Raw genomic sequence first — 14,777 nt, 5'->3', positions numbered from 1 at the left:
TTTGATGAAGAAAACAACCGGCATGGACCGCGCGATCACGCGCAAGTGGAAACCCGCGACTCGCGCGGTGCGGGGCGGTACCTGGCGCAGCGAGCATGGGGAAACGAGCGAAGCGCTCTTCCTGACCTCGGGCTATACTTATGACGATGCCCAGACCGTAGCGGACCGATTTGCCGGCGATGCAGCGGGCATGACCTATTCGCGCCTCCAGAATCCCACGGTCGCCATGCTGGAAGAGCGAATCGCGCTGATGGAAGGCGCTGAGGCGTGCCGCGCGCAGGCGAGCGGGATGGCGGCCATGACTGCGGCCTTGCTGTGCCAATTGTCCGTCGGGGATCACGTGGTGTCGGCGCGCGCAGCGTTTGGCTCGTGCCGCTGGCTGGTCGATAATCTGCTGCCGCGCTTCGGCATCGAAACGAGCGTCATCGACAGCGCCGACAACGATCAGTGGGAAGCGGCCATTCGCCCCAATACCAAGGTTTTCTTCTTCGAAACGCCGGCCAATCCCACCCTCGACGTGGTCGATCTGGAGTTTGTCTGCGGGCTGGCACGTTCGCGCGGTATCACGACGGTGGTCGACAATGCCTTCGCGACGAGCGCCTTGCAGCGTCCGATGGAATTTGGCGCCGATATCGTCGCCTACAGCGCGACCAAGCTGATGGACGGGCAGGGCAGGGTCCTGGCCGGCGCGATTTGCGGGTCTGAGGAATGGATCAACGAGGTTCTTCTGCCGTTTCAACGCAACACCGGACCGAACATCTCCCCCTTCAACGCATGGGTCGTTCTCAAAGGGCTGGAAACGCTTTCATTGCGCGCGCACAAGCAGAGCGAGAATGCGGTGGCGCTCGGCATGGCGATCGAAAGCCGGGTCCCGCGTATGCTTCATCCTGGTTTGGCGAGCCATCCGCGTCACGAACTGGCGTTGAAGCAGATGGACGCAACCGGTCCGATCTTCGCGTTCGATGTCGAAAGCCGCGAGCGCGCCTTTGCCGTACTCGATGCGCTGCAACTCATCGACATCTCGAACAACATTGGCGATGCGCGCAGCCTTATGTGTCATCCTGCCTCGACCACGCATGCGGGAATGGAGGCAGAGGCGCGTGCCGAGATGGGTGTGAGCGAGGGCCTCCTGCGCATCAATGTCGGGCTGGAAGATATCGAGGATTTGACCGAAGACCTCGACCAGGCGCTAAAGGCTGCGGGGCTTTAGCTCCGACGTTGCCTCAACTCGGCAGGTAAGCGGTCTTTTCTTCGTTGATCGTGATCGCAGGCAGCGGCACCAGCGGGATCATCGGCTCCAGCCGGTAACTGATCGCAATCTTGCCGTAGTCGGCACCGTTGGTGGTGCCGCGTTCGAAGGTCAGACTCGTGATCTTCTGCGGGTCCATTGCCGGCATTTCGTCCTTCACTTCGTTGAGAACTTCCGTCTGCGTCGCATCGGGATCGACCTTCGCATAGCGAATGCCTTCGCCCAAGGCATGGCGCAGAGTGCCAGATGCCTGAAGGTAGACGCCGAGCTGAATGGTGCCGAGCATGAGGGTGACGACGACCGGAATCGCAAAGGCGAAATCGACCGAACCCGATCCGCGACGATCGGCGAGGAGCTTGCGGAACATCATCACTGGAACCTCACCAGGCTGTCGCCGGTCACCGTGACCGTGCTGTCGAAGGCCTCGTACCCGATCAGCTTGCCGAAAGCGGACCAGTCGAAGCGTGTCGGAACATCATTGCTGATTTCGACGCTGATGTAGCGCGCCGATGCCTGACCCGAAGGGCATATCGTGTTGAAATTTGACTGCTTCGTGCCGTCGCATTCCAGAAACAGTTCTACATCGATCTTGTCCGCGGTAAGCCCCGATGCTGCGCGGGCTTCCGCTTCGTAATTCGTCGTATTGCTGTTGGTCGGACGGCGAGCGAGGGCGAAGTCCGTCGTGCGCTGCGCAGCTTGCTCGTAGTCGATCTTGGTGCTGATCATATGCGAGGCGTCGATCATGCCGAGGCACAGCAACAGGAGAAAGGGCAGGGCGAGGCCCAGTTCCATCGCGCCAAAGCCGTCGCGGTTGTTGAGGAGTCGATTGAATAGGTTCATCGGCTGGCTCTCTCTTACTCTACGACACGGATGATCTTGGCGGTCGTATCGACATCGTCGATATGGCTCGGGCAATCATTGTCGAGCGAGCTTTCGCCCGCGAAATTGACCCGGTTGGCGATCAGCAGCAGGCAGTCGGCGTGCTGGCCGGCATTGCCGTTGAAGCGGACATCGCCATTGGGCATGTAAACGATGCCTTCAAAGTTCATGTCCGAACCGCCGTTGATGATGCTCTCGGTGTCGGAGCCCATTTCATCCTGGTAGAACAGGATCCCGTGCCAGACGGGATCCTCGTCAGGCGTCGGTGCGCGCAGGTCGAGCTCGGCACCACCGTTGAACTGCAGATCGGCCACGGTCGCAGTGTTGTTTCCGGTGAGGATGAAGGTCACGCCTTCGCCAATTATCTCCGCCTGTGCGTTGGCAGAAAACGTGCCACCGTCGATGATGTAGACACCCGGTTCGAGTTCGGCGCGGCCGCGGATCGCCAGGCCGCCGCAGTAGCGACCCGGATAGAGCGTCTGGGTCGTGTTCGAGTTGACCGAGACGTTTCGATAGGTGCAGTTGGCCGGCGAAGTCGGCGTTTCGAGATTGCGATCGGCGAGCGGATCGTCGACCGGCAGGCCATAAGCCTGCAGCGTGGTATTCGGGGCGATGTTGTTCGAGCTATAGTCAATACCGCCAACCGAGCTGATCGGGGTGGCCGAAAGATAGCTCGAACCCGACAGGTCGACCGAAATGCCGCTCGGCGAGTTTGCGGCTACCCCGCAGCCCAGGATCACGTTGGCGTTACCCTGGACATCGACGCCGGTGCCGTCAGGCGCAAGAGAGATGACGCAATGTTCCCCATCGCCGACGATCGTTGCGACCGAACGCGTGCGGATGGTGGAAGCCGAACTCATGAAGATGCTGGAGAAGGGCAAGCGGCGATTTACGTTGGCAACGACTTCGATCGCGCCATTGTCGCCGATGTAGTCGCCTTCTTGCGGCGGGTTCACCACGCGTTCGACGTTCACGGCATCGGGGAAGTTGCGATCGACTTCGTTCTCTGCCGCATCGACGAAGGCTGCGCTGCGGTAGAGGTTCATCGCTGCCGCAAGGGCACCCGAGTCGGTTGCCTGCTGCAGCTGGCGCTTCGCGAGATACCACTGCGCGGTATCGACCCCTAGGCCGGCCGCGCCCACCAGCGATGCCGCACCGAGGGCGGATACGATGAGGACGTTACCGCGACGGTCACCACCGAGCTTCTTGCCCAATGCTTTCAGCGATTTCAGCATACCGACCTTGCCCCTTCGAAACTTCTTCGAGAGTGCACTTGCCAGCAAGACGACTAAGGAATTTGAAGGAAACGGGGTTCACGCGGAATTAACCATGATTACCGTTTTTCTGCGCGCCCTTGCTGCAAGGGGGCAGGCGTGCGAGGCGTTACGCTCAGCAGATGGAGAACGCGATGTCCAAGACGGTACAGTTGGTTTTCGATTTTGTGAGCCCCAACGCCTACATGATCTGGTGGCCGCTCAGGGACCTTGTTCGGCGCGAAGACGCGGGATTGGACGTTTTTCCGGTGTTCCTCGGCGGAATGCACAAGCTGACCGGCAACGAGCCACCCTTCGTTCGCGATGCGGGGATCAAGGGCAAGAACGAATACGCCATGCTGGAAATGCAGCGTTTCATCGCCAAGCACCGCCTGTCACGCTACCGGATGAACCCGAAGTTCCCGTTCAATTCCATCGTCTTGCAGCGTATGCTTTACGCGGCCGATCAAGACGGGCGCGGCGTGCAATTTGCAGAAGCCATGCTGCCCGCCGTTTGGGAGCAGGGACTCGACGTGGCCGATCCCGAGGCGCTCGGTGCGGCGGTCGAAGCCGCCGGTTTCGATGCAAAGGATCTGTTCGAACGCGCCCAGACCGATGCGGTCAAGCAGGGCCTGATCGACAACACCACGAATGCCGTCGAACGCGGCACTTTCGGCATCCCCACCGTCTACGTCGGCGAAGAGATGTTCTTCGGCAAGGAGCGGCTCGACCAGATCGAGGAAGCGCTCGCCGCAAATTGAATTGCAGCTACCTGTGTTTTCTCACGCCCCTTTCTCAGATCCGGTCCATCCGTAGCCAGTTGTTCTCGCCGATCCAGGCCTTGGACAGTGCTTCTTCCGCAGCCCTGGCCTCGCGCAGGTTGCCGAGCTTCCTTTCGGTCTGCGCCAGACCGTAGAGCGCCCAGCCGCTATTGGGTGCCTTGAACAGGGCCTCTCGAAAAGCCGCCAGTGCGCCCTCGTAATCCCCCGCCGCATAGAGCGCCGCGCCGAGCGATTGCGCCACCGGATAATACCAGTAGGGCGGCTCGTTATAGGGGACCTGCTTTTCGAGTTCCTGTGCCGCGCGATAATGCGCCGCTGCAGTCTCGTACTCGCCGTCCGCATGCGATTTGCGGCCTTCGGCGACATGGATGGCGAGTTCGACGATTGTTGGGGCAGGAAAGCCGTTGTCGACCATCACCTGCATCTGTGGATCGGACTTGAGCGTCTTCATCGCGGCGATGTCCGCGTCGAATTCCGCGCTATCGCCCATTCGCGCGTGAGCCACGGCTCGCGCATAGTGCCGCATTGCCTCGACGTAGGCGAGCTCGGTCGACTTGGTGGTGAGAGCCAGGGTCGCGGCAGGGGAAGCATATTGCGTCAGAGCAAAAGACGGCGCGGCATGGATCGCCTGAACCCAGGGCAGCTGCTTGGCGATATCCTCGTTAAGGATCCGCTTGAGCCGCTCGGTCTCGTTCGCAACGCGGTACATGTCGCCCGCCATCTGCGCCGAAGTCAGCAGGAAATGGACGTTGTGCGGGTAATATCCGAAGCGATAGAGGCCGTCGTCTCCCGCAACGCCCAGGTACTCCTCATCGGCGCGCGCAGCCTTGATATTGGCCTCGATCGAGTCGGTGTAGCGTCCGATCCGGTAGTAGATGTGGCCGGGCATGTGGACGAGATGGCCGAGCGCCGATGGTGCGCTATCAACCAAGCGATCAGCCGCAGCTTCCGCCTTGGTCGGGTCGGGGCTGTTCTCCATCAGGTGGATGTAAAGGTGGGAAGCCTGCGGATGGCGCGGATTGTCCGTCATGACGCGCTCTATCAGGGTGATCGCTTGGGCGATCTGCGGGCGGGCCTCGGACGTCTCCGGATCCCAATAGTCCCACGGCGTGGTGTTCATGGCCGATTCCGCTGCCAGCACGGCGACATCGTTGCTGGAGGGATATTTCGCCGCGATGGCCATCATCTTCTCGGAGTAATTCGCCTCCAGAGCAGCCCGATCAGCGCCAAGGTCGTCGGGGAAGCGCGCCGCCTGAGCCGCGATCAGGGCCTTTTCCATCGGGCTGGATTTATCTGAAAGGCGCTGTGCCTGCTTGACGGCGAAGATCGCCTGACGGTTCTGTTCCTCGCTCATCCCTGCATTGATGTTGAGACCGTTGGCGTAGGCTTCGCCCCACCAGCACATCGCGCATTCTGGGGCATAGGCGCGCGCCTTGCGGAATGACCGGACGGCAGCTGCATGGTTGAAGCCGTAGAGCAGGGCGACGCCCTGATCGAAATAGTTGCGCGCCTCGCCGGTGAGACCGGTAACATCGATATCCGACGGGCCTATTTCAGAATAGAGCGGGAAGCGGTCCTGCACTGCCGATTGCAAGAGCAGAGGCGATTTTGCCGCTGCAAGCGCGAGCCGTTCCTCGAGAGCCTTGCCGCGAGCGTCTATTCCTCGGCAGGCCTTGCGACCGGGCAGGGTGGGGTCAAGCGCGGCGAGTTGTGCAGCACTCGGCTCTCCCGAGCGATCTTCGGCCGTTTCCGACCCCAGTCCGATCGCGCTGAGCAGCGCGGCGAAGAAACCAATGGCCTTAAGCATGTCGTCCTCCCGATACACGTCAGAGGCGACCCGAGCATGTTATGACATTACGTCGAATTCATCATAATAGCACCGGCTTGCAATAGACGCAAAAGAGCCGGTGCAGGGCTGCAACACTCGACCGAACAGAGTTCCGTTTTGCACAGTTCAAGGGGGATTAACTCTGAACCTGCACTTGTAGCTTAGTAACGAATCGCTACCTTAAAAGTGTCATGAAAGAGCTGTTCCAGCACGCCGCCATAACCGAAGGCATCACCGTCAGAGTGGCGGTGAACTTCCTGCCCGAACAATCCCACCCCGAAGCCGGCAAGTGGTTCTGGGTATACCATGTACGGATCGAGAACGGCAGCCACGAGGCCATGCAGCTTCAGACCAGGCACTGGCGGATCACCGATGCACGGGGCATGGTCAACCATGTCGATGGCGAAGGCGTGGTGGGTGAACAGCCGCTGCTTCTCCCAGGGCAGAGCCATGATTACGTATCTGGCTGTCCACTCGCGACACCGCATGGTTCGATGGAAGGTTTCTACACCTTCTATCGTGAAGATGGCTCTCCGCTCGAAGTGCGCATCCCCTTTTTCCCGCTGGCAGCACCTGCTCCGGCGGAAGGCGAGCGTTAAGGCACGCAACCCCGCGAACCTGTCTCAAACGACTGTTCGTCGCCCGCGCCATATTGCGGGCGCGCGTCTCCCTGACTAAAGCCGTGCCGCTATGAAGCGCACACACCTCCCCTTGAACGCCCTGCGCGTTTACGATGCCGCCGCACGGCACCTGTCGTTTACGCGAGCTGCGGACGAGCTCGCGGTTACGCCCGCGGCTGTCGGCCAGCAGATTCGCGCGCTGGAGGATCACCTGGGTGTCGTGCTGTTCCGCCGCACCAGCAAGGGGCTGGAACTGACAGCGGAAGGTGAGGCCGGGCTCGATGCGCTGCGCGAAGGCTTCCTCAAGTTCGAAGAGAGCGTGCAGGCGATGCAGGCGGGTCAGGCTTCGGATCGCTATACGATCGCCGCGCCGCGCGAATTCTACGCGCAATGGCTCGCGCCGCGCCTTGCGAAGTTCCAGGCCGATGTCGATGGCATCCTCTATCAACTCGTCGCCGACGAAAACGCCGATTTCACCGAAGCCAATCTCGATGTGGCGATCCGTCTGGTCGACGGACCCGGCGATCTCGAGGGTGTGCAGCTGGCTCCGGCGCAAAAGGTTACCGTGGCCGCGCCTGGCGCGCCAGCTCGATGGATCGATTGGCCGGGCGCATCACTCGCCGATGATATCAAACCATGCATCACCACGGGCAATCCCGGGCAAGCCTTGTCCTCCGCGATGGCCGGAATGGGCTGCACGGTGTTGCCTTATCCTCTCGCAGCCGAAGCCATTGCCTCAGGCAAGCTCGAGGTACTCGAAGGGCCTGAGGAAAGCCGCCGGGCCTACTGGCTCGTCGCACCCTTGCCGCAGTGGCGCCAGAAGAAGGTCAAGGCGCTGGTCGCGCACCTGACCGGCGAATGACCTCCAAACTTGCCTCTCCGACGCTCGAAACGGAGCGTTTCACCTTGCGCAAGCTGGTGTGTGAGGATGCTGCCGCACTCCTCCCGACACTGGGCGATCCGGAACAGTGCCGCTACTTGCTGCGTGCGCATTTCGAGAGCGAGGAAGAACTGGGCGACTGGTTATGCGATCCTGAATGGGATGGGCGCAGCTGGGCCGCAATCGACAGAGCGAACGGAGAACTGGTTGCACGCGTCGTTGCTGTGCCCGCGGGCGAGCAGACTTCGGAATTGGGCTATATCACCGTCTCTCACCGGCGGGGAGAGCGCATCGCGCAGGAATGCAGCGCGCGTCTAATCGAATATCTCTTCACCGAAGAAAATCACCACCGCCTGACTGCGGACACCGATCCGCGCAATGTGGGCTCCAACCGTGTGCTCGAAAAGCTTGGCTTTCGACTTGAAGGTCACCGCATCGAGAGCATTGAAACGCATATCGGCTGGTGCGACGAGTATTACTGGGCGATGCTCGCGCGCGAATGGCGGGATGCCAAGGGCGCGAATAGCTGACGCGGCACTGCTCGCGGAAGGATTGGTCTCAGGTTGGTAGCGAAAGCGACACACGGTCGTTGACCGGGTCGTAGGCGACTTCAACCCCCGCGCCGCGCAATTCGTAGAACGGTATGAAGCCCGTGCCGGTAGCAAGCGCGCCTGTGATCCGGCGGGGCAGAGCATTGGCTTTCTCTCCGAGCGCGCGCGCGACGGAAGACGTCGCGATCAGGATCTGGGCGCCTTCCTCGATGCGAATGGTGGCAGCTCCACTGCTCTTGCCGTCCACATAAAGCGGTTTCTCGACCGTAAGACTTCCGTCGCTGCGGTTGTAAGTCTCGGCCGCAGGTTCAAGAGTGGCAAGGTCGTAGTCGACCTCGAGAAATCCGCTCGCATTGGCTTGGGGAGCGGGTTTACCCGAAGCGGACGTATCGAGATCGCCGAAGGCCTTGGCGAACTGCGCGCTATTGCCTGGCACGGACCCACTTTCCTGATCGGCCTGCTTCGCGAGAGCCTCCTTCTGTTGCTCGACCACGACCGCTAGCGAGGCATCGCTTTCCGCCAGTTCCTCAAGCTCATCCAGGGCGATGACGACCGTGCGGGGAAGCGACACACGCAAGGGATAGCTGATCGTGTTGGTCGCGCTCGCCGAGTAAACATTTTTCGGCGACCAGGGATGAAACAAGATACCGATTGTGAAAGCACACAGGAGCAGAGCGACCGTCATTCCGACGGCAATGCTCGCGCGCTCTCGTACGAATCTTTCTCGCCGACCCGTGAATGGTTCGTCATCGTTCATGGAGCAATGATGCCTTGATCTTGCCGCGCTGTCATGTGCGTTAACTCAGGCACCAGACGGTGCGGCGCCGACGAGCGGCAACCACGCGGTGATCATTCCACCGACCGCAATGGCAAGCCCATACGGAAACTTGGCAAAATCGCCTTCCGGTTTCTCGCGCCCTGACATCGCTGTGCGTTTGAGCACGATCCATCCGAGAATAAGAACGATGCCGGCTATCGAGACCCACAGGAGAAGGTCGAGCCCATCCGCAAGCGCAAACCAGGCCGCGAGTCCAGTATAGAACTTGGCATCGCCACCCCCGATACCGCCGGTGGCGAACAGTGCCATCCCGACAAGCAGCGCGATTGCCGCATGTGCAGCATGCCAGCCCAAACCGGACCATCCCCCCTGTGTCGCCGCAAAAACAAGTCCGCTCACCAGCAAAGCGAGCGAAAGCCAGTTGGGCAGCCTGCGGGCCGTCACATCGGTGTACGCACCGATGGCAAGCAGAACGGTCAGGCCGAGCGGCCAGAGCAGCGCAATTTCCAAGTCTTATTCGCCGGAAGAGACCGGACCGAGCGCGACACGCAGCGGATAGCCCGATTTGCGCGGAGTGCTCTTTATCGCAGTGCTGTTCGGTCTGACGAGGCTGATTCGCACCGGATAACTCGAAGCATCACCGGAAGCGCCGATCATGCTGATGCGCTTGCCTGAGGACTTTTCAACCTTGTCTCCGCTCTGCGCCTCGTCCTGCTCGTCAGCTTGCACGTCGGCTTCCACCATCTTGGCCTTGGCAGGATTACGGATTGCAACCACGGGCATGGACCCGCTGCCCGGCTCATCACCGCCGCGCGTTGCGAGAGTGATCTCGCGGTTCGACGTGCGGCTCATCTGGACACGCGGCGTTTCAAGCACGACTGCTCCACGGCGTTCGCTGCTCGTGGGTGTATCGAGCAGACCATCCTGTTCGGCAGCCTTTTCGGCGGCAGCCAGCGTTGCGGCCGCTTCCTTCTCGCGCATGGCGAGCGCGCGTACCGAATTGCCAAGCGGTGAATTGTAGAATCGGTCGAGATTGGCGGCATATTTCGGATTGGAGCTATCTAGCGAGAGAGCCATCTTGAAATAGCGCTCTGCCAGATCTGCCCGACCGAGGCGCGCATAGGCGACCGCCATTCCGTTGAACGCGTCGGGCGCGGTTTCTTCGTTGAGCGCGGCCATGCGGAACTGCTGGATGGCGTTGGCAGCGTAGCCGGCCTTGAGCGCCATGCGGCCGTTCTCAAGCTCTTCTGCGCCAAATACCGGCCCTGATTGCGCATCGGCGCGCTGGACCTTGTCTCCACCGAAATTGAGGGCGCTGAGGAAACTCTGGCATCCGGAAAGGGCTGTCGCAGCGAGGACGCAAGTGGCGATGCGGGTCAGGTTTCTCATATCAATATTCCCCTAGCATGGCAGGAATGACTTCACGGATCGTCATGACGATTGCGGGAAGGGCGATGACCCCGATCATTGTCGGGAGCATGAAAACGACGAGCGGAATAGAGAGCAGCACCGGCAGGCGGTGTGCTTTCTCTTCGGCCCGGAGACGGCGTGCTTCGCGCATTTCGGCGGCGTAAACGCGCAATGTCGTGGCAAGGCTGGTGCCGAGCTTGTCCGATTGGATGAGAAGCGTCGCGAAGGAGCGGATTTCATCGACGCCAGACGTCTCGCCCAGCTTGCGAAGCGCATCCTCGCGGCTGGCACCCGCGCGCATCAGGAGGGTCGTCTGGGTCAGCATGCCCGAGATACGAGGATGGGTGGTTGCCATTTCGCGACCGACCCGGTCGAGGGTCGCTTCGAGACCGAGGCCTGCCTCGACGCAAACCAGCATCAGATCGAGACAATCGGGAAAGCCGTTGATGATTTCCTGACGGCGACGATCGGCCTTGGCACGAACGAACAGTGTGGGAATGTAAAGACCAAGCAAGGCAAGGAGGGCGCAAGTGAAATACAGCTGACCTACCGAAACCGGCTCCGATTGCAGCATCGATGACAGAATGAAGAGACCAGGGAGAACGAAAATCAGTATCAGCCGGATCAGCGTGTAGACGCGCGGTGCGGAAGGCGATTGATAGCCAGCAGCGCGCAGCTGCTTTGCAACATCGCTTTCGGCGGAATCGCTCAGGCTGAGGCCGGTCCGCTCGATTTCCTTGACGATCTTGGCCCAGGCACCCTCGGTCCGCTGGCGTGTCAGTGTCTCGCTGGACGCGGATGAATTGCCTCCGCCAATCGCTGCCAGTTCGCGCGCCGTCTGAACCCGGCGCGAAAAAATGTTCATGGCGATCAGAACGCCAAGAGCGACGAGGGCGAATATCCCGAGCAGGATAAGTCCGCGAAATGCCCAGTTGGTTGAGACGAGTTCAATCATGTCAGACCTTCAGATCGACCAGTCGGCGAATGATGTAGACCCCGATCGCATACATTATGATCAGGGAAATCGCGCCGTAGAGAAATATGGGATCGTCCGCAGAGTCGATGTAGTACTGCGGCGTCACGAGAAAAATCGAGACAAAGCCGAAGATCGGTAGCGCGGTCAGCATCCAGGCTGTCATCCGGCCTTCCGAACTCAGCGCCTTCACCTTCATGAACATCTGGTGGCGATCTCGGATCACCTTGGAAATGTTGTCGAGGATTTCGGCCAGGTTGCCGCCCGTCTGGCTCTGCACCGAAAGCGAGACGACAAACATCTTCATGTCTTCGAGTTCCCAGCGTTCGGCCATATTCTCCAGCGCGCCAATAAGGTCGGCGCCATATGCGACCTCGTCGCTGATCAGGCCGAACTCCGATCCGATCGGGTCATCCATTTCGGCCGTCAGCAGATCGATGGCCGATGCGATAGGGTGGCCGGAGCGCAGCGCACGTACGAAAATGTCGAGGGCAATCGGGAACTGATGCTCCATCCGCTTGCGTCGCCGCTCGGCGATCTTGCCGAGAATAAGGAGCGGTAAACCGACCGCGATGCAAATGCTGACGAGCCCGACGACCAATATCGAACCGAAACTGATCGTTCCGCCGAACACGGTGAGCGAGAGCATGGTGATGAGGAATACCGCCACCAGCCCGATGGCCATCATCACCAGCACCTGGCCGAGCCGGAGGGGAATGTTGGCGGCAAATATCACCTTCTCAAGCTTGTGAACCCATTCGCCCAAAAAGCCGGGTAGATCAGAACTATCGCTCGGCCGGTTCTTGATGAGCTGACCGACCACGGCTTCGCGGTCCTGACCCGAGCTGATCATCTGCAGGCGCTTGTTGACGGCGCCGCGGTGTGTGTGGCTGCGCGCGTAGCTGGAGCCGAGAACCTGAACGACGAGAAAGACGCCAGCGAAAATCGCGATCAGGACAAAGACGCGGATGATTTCTGCAGTCATCGATCAACCAATCTTCAGCTCGGGGCGGAACAGTTCTGCCGGCAGCTTGATACCGTAGGCTTCCGCTTCGACGAGGAACTTCGGACGGATGCCTGTTGCCTCGAAATGACCCTTCACATTGCCGTCTTCGTCGAGACCTTCCTTCTTGAAGCGGAAGATTTCCTGCATCGTGATCGTTTCGCCTTCCATGCCCGTCAGTTCGGATACGCTGGTGACCTTGCGGCGACCGTCCGAAAGGCGGGACACCTGCACGACGACGTTGATCGCAGAAGATATCTGCGCGCGTGCGGCGCGTTGCGGCATTTCGATCCCGCTCATGCCGATCATCTGCTCGACACGGCTGAGCGAGTCGCGCGGATTGTTGGCGTGCACGGTCGTCATCGAGCCATCGTGACCGGTGTTCATCGCCTGCAACATGTCGAACGCTTCACCTGCGCGAACCTCGCCGACGATAATCCGGTCAGGCCGCATGCGCAGCGCGTTCTTGACGAGGTCGCGCTGGTTCACTTCGCCGCGCCCTTCGATGTTGGGTGGGCGCGTTTCGAGGCGAGCGACGTGTTCCTGCTGAAGCTGGAGTTCGGCCGAGTCCTCGATCGTGACGATGCGCTCTCTCTTGCCGATATAGCTCGACAAGGCATTGAGCATCGTCGTCTTACCTGAACCCGTACCTCCTGAGATGAGCACGTTGCGCCGCGACTGGACGATGGCTGCGAGAACTTCCGCCATCGCCTGCGGAACGGAATCCAGCGCAACCAGCTTATCCATGCTGATCGGTTTCTTTGCGAACTTACGGATCGAGAGGAGCGAGCCATCAAGCGCGAGCGGCGAGATGATCGCATTGACGCGGCTACCGTCCTTGAGGCGCGCATCGACATAGGGCGAGCTTTCGTCGATCCGGCGACCGACGTTGCTGACGATCTTCTGGATGATGCGCATCAGGTGCTTTTCATCCTGGAATCGCGTGGGAACACGCTCGAGCAGACCGGCGCGTTCGACGAACACCGTCTCCGCTCCGTTGACGAGAATATCGGTGATGCTCTCGTCCTTGATCAGCGGTTCGAGCGGACCCAGACCGAGCAGTTCGTCCATAACCTCGTCAACGAGGTTGGTGCGCTCTTCGCGGTTGAGCGGCTGATCGTAGGTGACGAGCAGCTCGGGAACGATCGCGGCAATTTCCGCCTTGATCTGCTCTTCGGGCAACTTGTCGAGCATGGATAGGTTGATCCGGTCGAGCAACGACTGGTGGATCGCCATGCGGATTTGCAGCAAGCCTTCCTCTCGAGCGGAAAGGTGCGGGTGGAGCGACACCACATCGGCAGGTGCGTCGGTCGAAGGCTGCGCCTCGACTTCGCTGCGCTCGGGTTCGCCCGCCGGCATATCGGAGCGTTTAATCTTCCACATTTTACTGTACCTCCATCAACCGATCCGACAAAAGATCGGCCAGGTTCACGATATCCTTCCTGAACCTGCTGCGCTTCTGCACTTCCTCAATGAGTTGCCCCTGGTCCTGGGCAGTGCGAAGCAAGGTGGTCTCCTCCGAAATCTGGGCGAGTACCGGATGCTTGAGGGCTTCCTCAGCGTCGGAAGTGCTGATGGCCTTGAACAGCTTCTTCTCGATCCGGTTGAGTACGACGTGGATGGTATCGCGTGCGATGCCCATCGACATCAGGAAATTGAGCTGCCGCTTGGCATGACGCAAGCTCGGCACGGTGAGCGTGCCGACCATGACCGTGAGGTCGGCGGCAAAGATCGACGATAGCGACCAGTTCGTCAGCGTGGCGGGAAGGTCGATGAGGACGTAGTCATAGCGACGGCGCGCATGGGTAATTACGCGTACGAGCTCATCGAAATCGATCGACTCGATCGGCACGATCTCCGCCGGAGCTGCAATAACATCAACATTGCGATGGCCTTCGCAGGCGACCGATTGAATCAACTCTTCATCCAGGCGTTCACCGGCTTCGAGTAGATCGGTCAGGGTCAGCTTCGGCGCGCAGCCGAGATAGGACGAAACATCGCCAGCCTGGAGATCGAGGTCGATCACGCAAGCGCGGCCACCGCCTTCCAGTCCCGAAGCAAGTTCGGCCGCGAGGTGAGTTGCGACCGTTGTCGCGCCAGAACCGCCTAGCGTCTTCATCACGGCGATGAGCGGTGCAAGCTCGACCTTCTCTTCTGGTGAGATGCGTGCTGCAGTATCGACTAGCGCTGTCACCAACTCGTCGATCGTGAAGGGGAGGGCGACGATGTCGCTCACTCCGCGACGCAGCATCTGACGCGAAGTTGCGATGTCGACCTTGGCAAGGCCGGCTATGATCGGGACATTCGGCAACTCGTTCTTGAGCCGGTCGACCCGCTCGATCGAGTTATGCGATGTCGGATCGACTTCGATCACGACGATCGAAGCACCCGCGATCTTCGCGAGGGGAAGGGGGTCGGCGATATCGCACTCGACCGCGGTGATATCGTCCTTGATAGCCTCGACGCCGGACAGATAGCTGCTCTGTGCAACAATGTGCACACCCTGCGGCAAGTCCATCGCCTGGCTCATCGGTGCCTCATAGATATCTTCAATTCTTCCCATAATCTTTA

At 60.3% G+C, this 14,777-nt stretch carries 16 protein-coding genes; 5 read left to right on the top strand and 11 right to left on the bottom strand.

All coding sequences use genetic code 11. The features are described from left to right. Positions 1–4: 4 nt before the first annotated feature. The gene (locus CCE89_RS01025) at positions 5–1,210 is read left to right on the top strand and encodes a trans-sulfuration enzyme family protein (RefSeq protein ID WP_086436191.1); all 1,206 of its coding nucleotides are present in this window, start codon (positions 5–7) and stop codon (positions 1,208–1,210) included. Between the two features lie 13 nt (positions 1,211–1,223). Here CCE89_RS01025 and CCE89_RS01020 read toward each other — a convergent pair whose 3' ends face one another. Genes CCE89_RS01020 through CCE89_RS01010 form a run of 3 tightly spaced genes read right to left on the bottom strand, consistent with a single transcriptional unit; the run spans position 1,224 to position 3,363 of the window. Beyond that, positions 1,224–1,616 carry a TadE/TadG family type IV pilus assembly protein gene (locus tag CCE89_RS01020; protein ID WP_234989873.1) on the bottom strand — a complete coding sequence of 131 codons (393 nt, stop codon included), beginning with the start codon at positions 1,614–1,616 and terminating at the stop codon, positions 1,224–1,226. A 2-nt stretch (positions 1,617–1,618) separates the two neighbouring features. Then, complete coding sequence (locus CCE89_RS01015; RefSeq protein ID WP_086436189.1) at positions 1,619–2,089, bottom strand: TadE/TadG family type IV pilus assembly protein; 471 nt, start codon at positions 2,087–2,089, stop codon at positions 1,619–1,621. Between the two features lie 14 nt (positions 2,090–2,103). After that, positions 2,104–3,363, bottom strand: coding sequence for a pilus assembly protein TadG-related protein (locus CCE89_RS01010; RefSeq protein ID WP_086436188.1), 1,260 nt, complete (start codon positions 3,361–3,363; stop codon positions 2,104–2,106). 173 nt (positions 3,364–3,536) lie between these two features. Between CCE89_RS01010 and CCE89_RS01005 the strand changes: the two genes are divergently transcribed. Beyond that, positions 3,537–4,142: a 2-hydroxychromene-2-carboxylate isomerase gene (locus CCE89_RS01005; protein WP_086436924.1), complete on the top strand. Its 606-nt coding sequence runs from the start codon at positions 3,537–3,539 to the stop codon at positions 4,140–4,142. Between the two features lie 34 nt (positions 4,143–4,176). Here the strand turns inward: CCE89_RS01005 and CCE89_RS01000 are convergent, their stop codons facing one another. Beyond that, a complete protein-coding gene (locus CCE89_RS01000; RefSeq protein WP_086436923.1) occupies positions 4,177–5,970 on the bottom strand; it encodes a tetratricopeptide repeat protein in 1,794 nt (597 codons plus the stop codon). 212 nt (positions 5,971–6,182) lie between these two features. On the opposite strand from CCE89_RS01000, the gene apaG reads away from it, so the two are divergent. From apaG to CCE89_RS00985, 3 genes are all read left to right on the top strand, one after another. After that, entirely contained in the window at positions 6,183–6,590 is a 408-nt protein-coding gene (gene apaG, locus CCE89_RS00995) for a Co2+/Mg2+ efflux protein ApaG (protein ID WP_086436187.1), read from the top strand. A gap of 91 nt (positions 6,591–6,681) precedes the next feature. Next, positions 6,682–7,473 carry a LysR family transcriptional regulator gene (locus CCE89_RS00990; protein WP_086436186.1) on the top strand — a complete coding sequence of 264 codons (792 nt, stop codon included), beginning with the start codon at positions 6,682–6,684 and terminating at the stop codon, positions 7,471–7,473. Continuing rightward, on the top strand, positions 7,470–8,021 hold the full coding sequence (locus CCE89_RS00985; protein WP_086436185.1) for a GNAT family N-acetyltransferase: 552 nt from the start codon (positions 7,470–7,472) through the stop codon (positions 8,019–8,021). The genes CCE89_RS00990 and CCE89_RS00985 overlap by 4 nt, the downstream gene beginning before the upstream one ends. Positions 8,022–8,049: 28 nt before the next feature. Here CCE89_RS00985 and CCE89_RS00980 read toward each other — a convergent pair whose 3' ends face one another. The 7 genes from CCE89_RS00980 to CCE89_RS00950 all read right to left on the bottom strand — a co-directional run bounded on the left by CCE89_RS00980 (position 8,050) and on the right by CCE89_RS00950 (position 14,769). Then, the gene (locus CCE89_RS00980) at positions 8,050–8,799 is read right to left on the bottom strand and encodes a hypothetical protein (RefSeq protein WP_143255927.1); all 750 of its coding nucleotides are present in this window, start codon (positions 8,797–8,799) and stop codon (positions 8,050–8,052) included. 45 nt (positions 8,800–8,844) lie between these two features. Then, positions 8,845–9,330: an A24 family peptidase gene (locus tag CCE89_RS00975; RefSeq protein ID WP_086436183.1), complete on the bottom strand. Its 486-nt coding sequence runs from the start codon at positions 9,328–9,330 to the stop codon at positions 8,845–8,847. 3 nt (positions 9,331–9,333) lie between these two features. Continuing rightward, complete coding sequence (locus CCE89_RS00970) at positions 9,334–10,209, bottom strand: tetratricopeptide repeat protein (RefSeq protein WP_086436182.1); 876 nt, start codon at positions 10,207–10,209, stop codon at positions 9,334–9,336. Between the two features lies 1 nt (position 10,210). Beyond that, positions 10,211–11,185 carry a type II secretion system F family protein gene (locus CCE89_RS00965; RefSeq protein ID WP_086436181.1) on the bottom strand — a complete coding sequence of 325 codons (975 nt, stop codon included), beginning with the start codon at positions 11,183–11,185 and terminating at the stop codon, positions 10,211–10,213. A gap of 1 nt (position 11,186) precedes the next feature. Beyond that, positions 11,187–12,188 carry a type II secretion system F family protein gene (locus CCE89_RS00960; protein ID WP_086436180.1) on the bottom strand — a complete coding sequence of 334 codons (1,002 nt, stop codon included), beginning with the start codon at positions 12,186–12,188 and terminating at the stop codon, positions 11,187–11,189. A 3-nt stretch (positions 12,189–12,191) separates the two neighbouring features. Further along, positions 12,192–13,442: a CpaF family protein gene (locus CCE89_RS00955; protein WP_407640388.1), complete on the bottom strand. Its 1,251-nt coding sequence runs from the start codon at positions 13,440–13,442 to the stop codon at positions 12,192–12,194. 148 nt (positions 13,443–13,590) lie between these two features. Further along, complete coding sequence (locus tag CCE89_RS00950) at positions 13,591–14,769, bottom strand: AAA family ATPase (RefSeq protein WP_086436178.1); 1,179 nt, start codon at positions 14,767–14,769, stop codon at positions 13,591–13,593. Positions 14,770–14,777 lie beyond the last annotated feature (8 nt).

The sequence above is a fragment of the Altererythrobacter xiamenensis genome, from assembly GCF_900177715.1.
Taxonomy (GTDB): Bacteria; Pseudomonadota; Alphaproteobacteria; order Sphingomonadales; family Sphingomonadaceae; genus Erythrobacter; species Erythrobacter xiamenensis.
The sequence above is the reverse complement of the archived record's forward strand: the minus strand, read 5'-3'. Positions and strand labels throughout refer to the sequence as shown.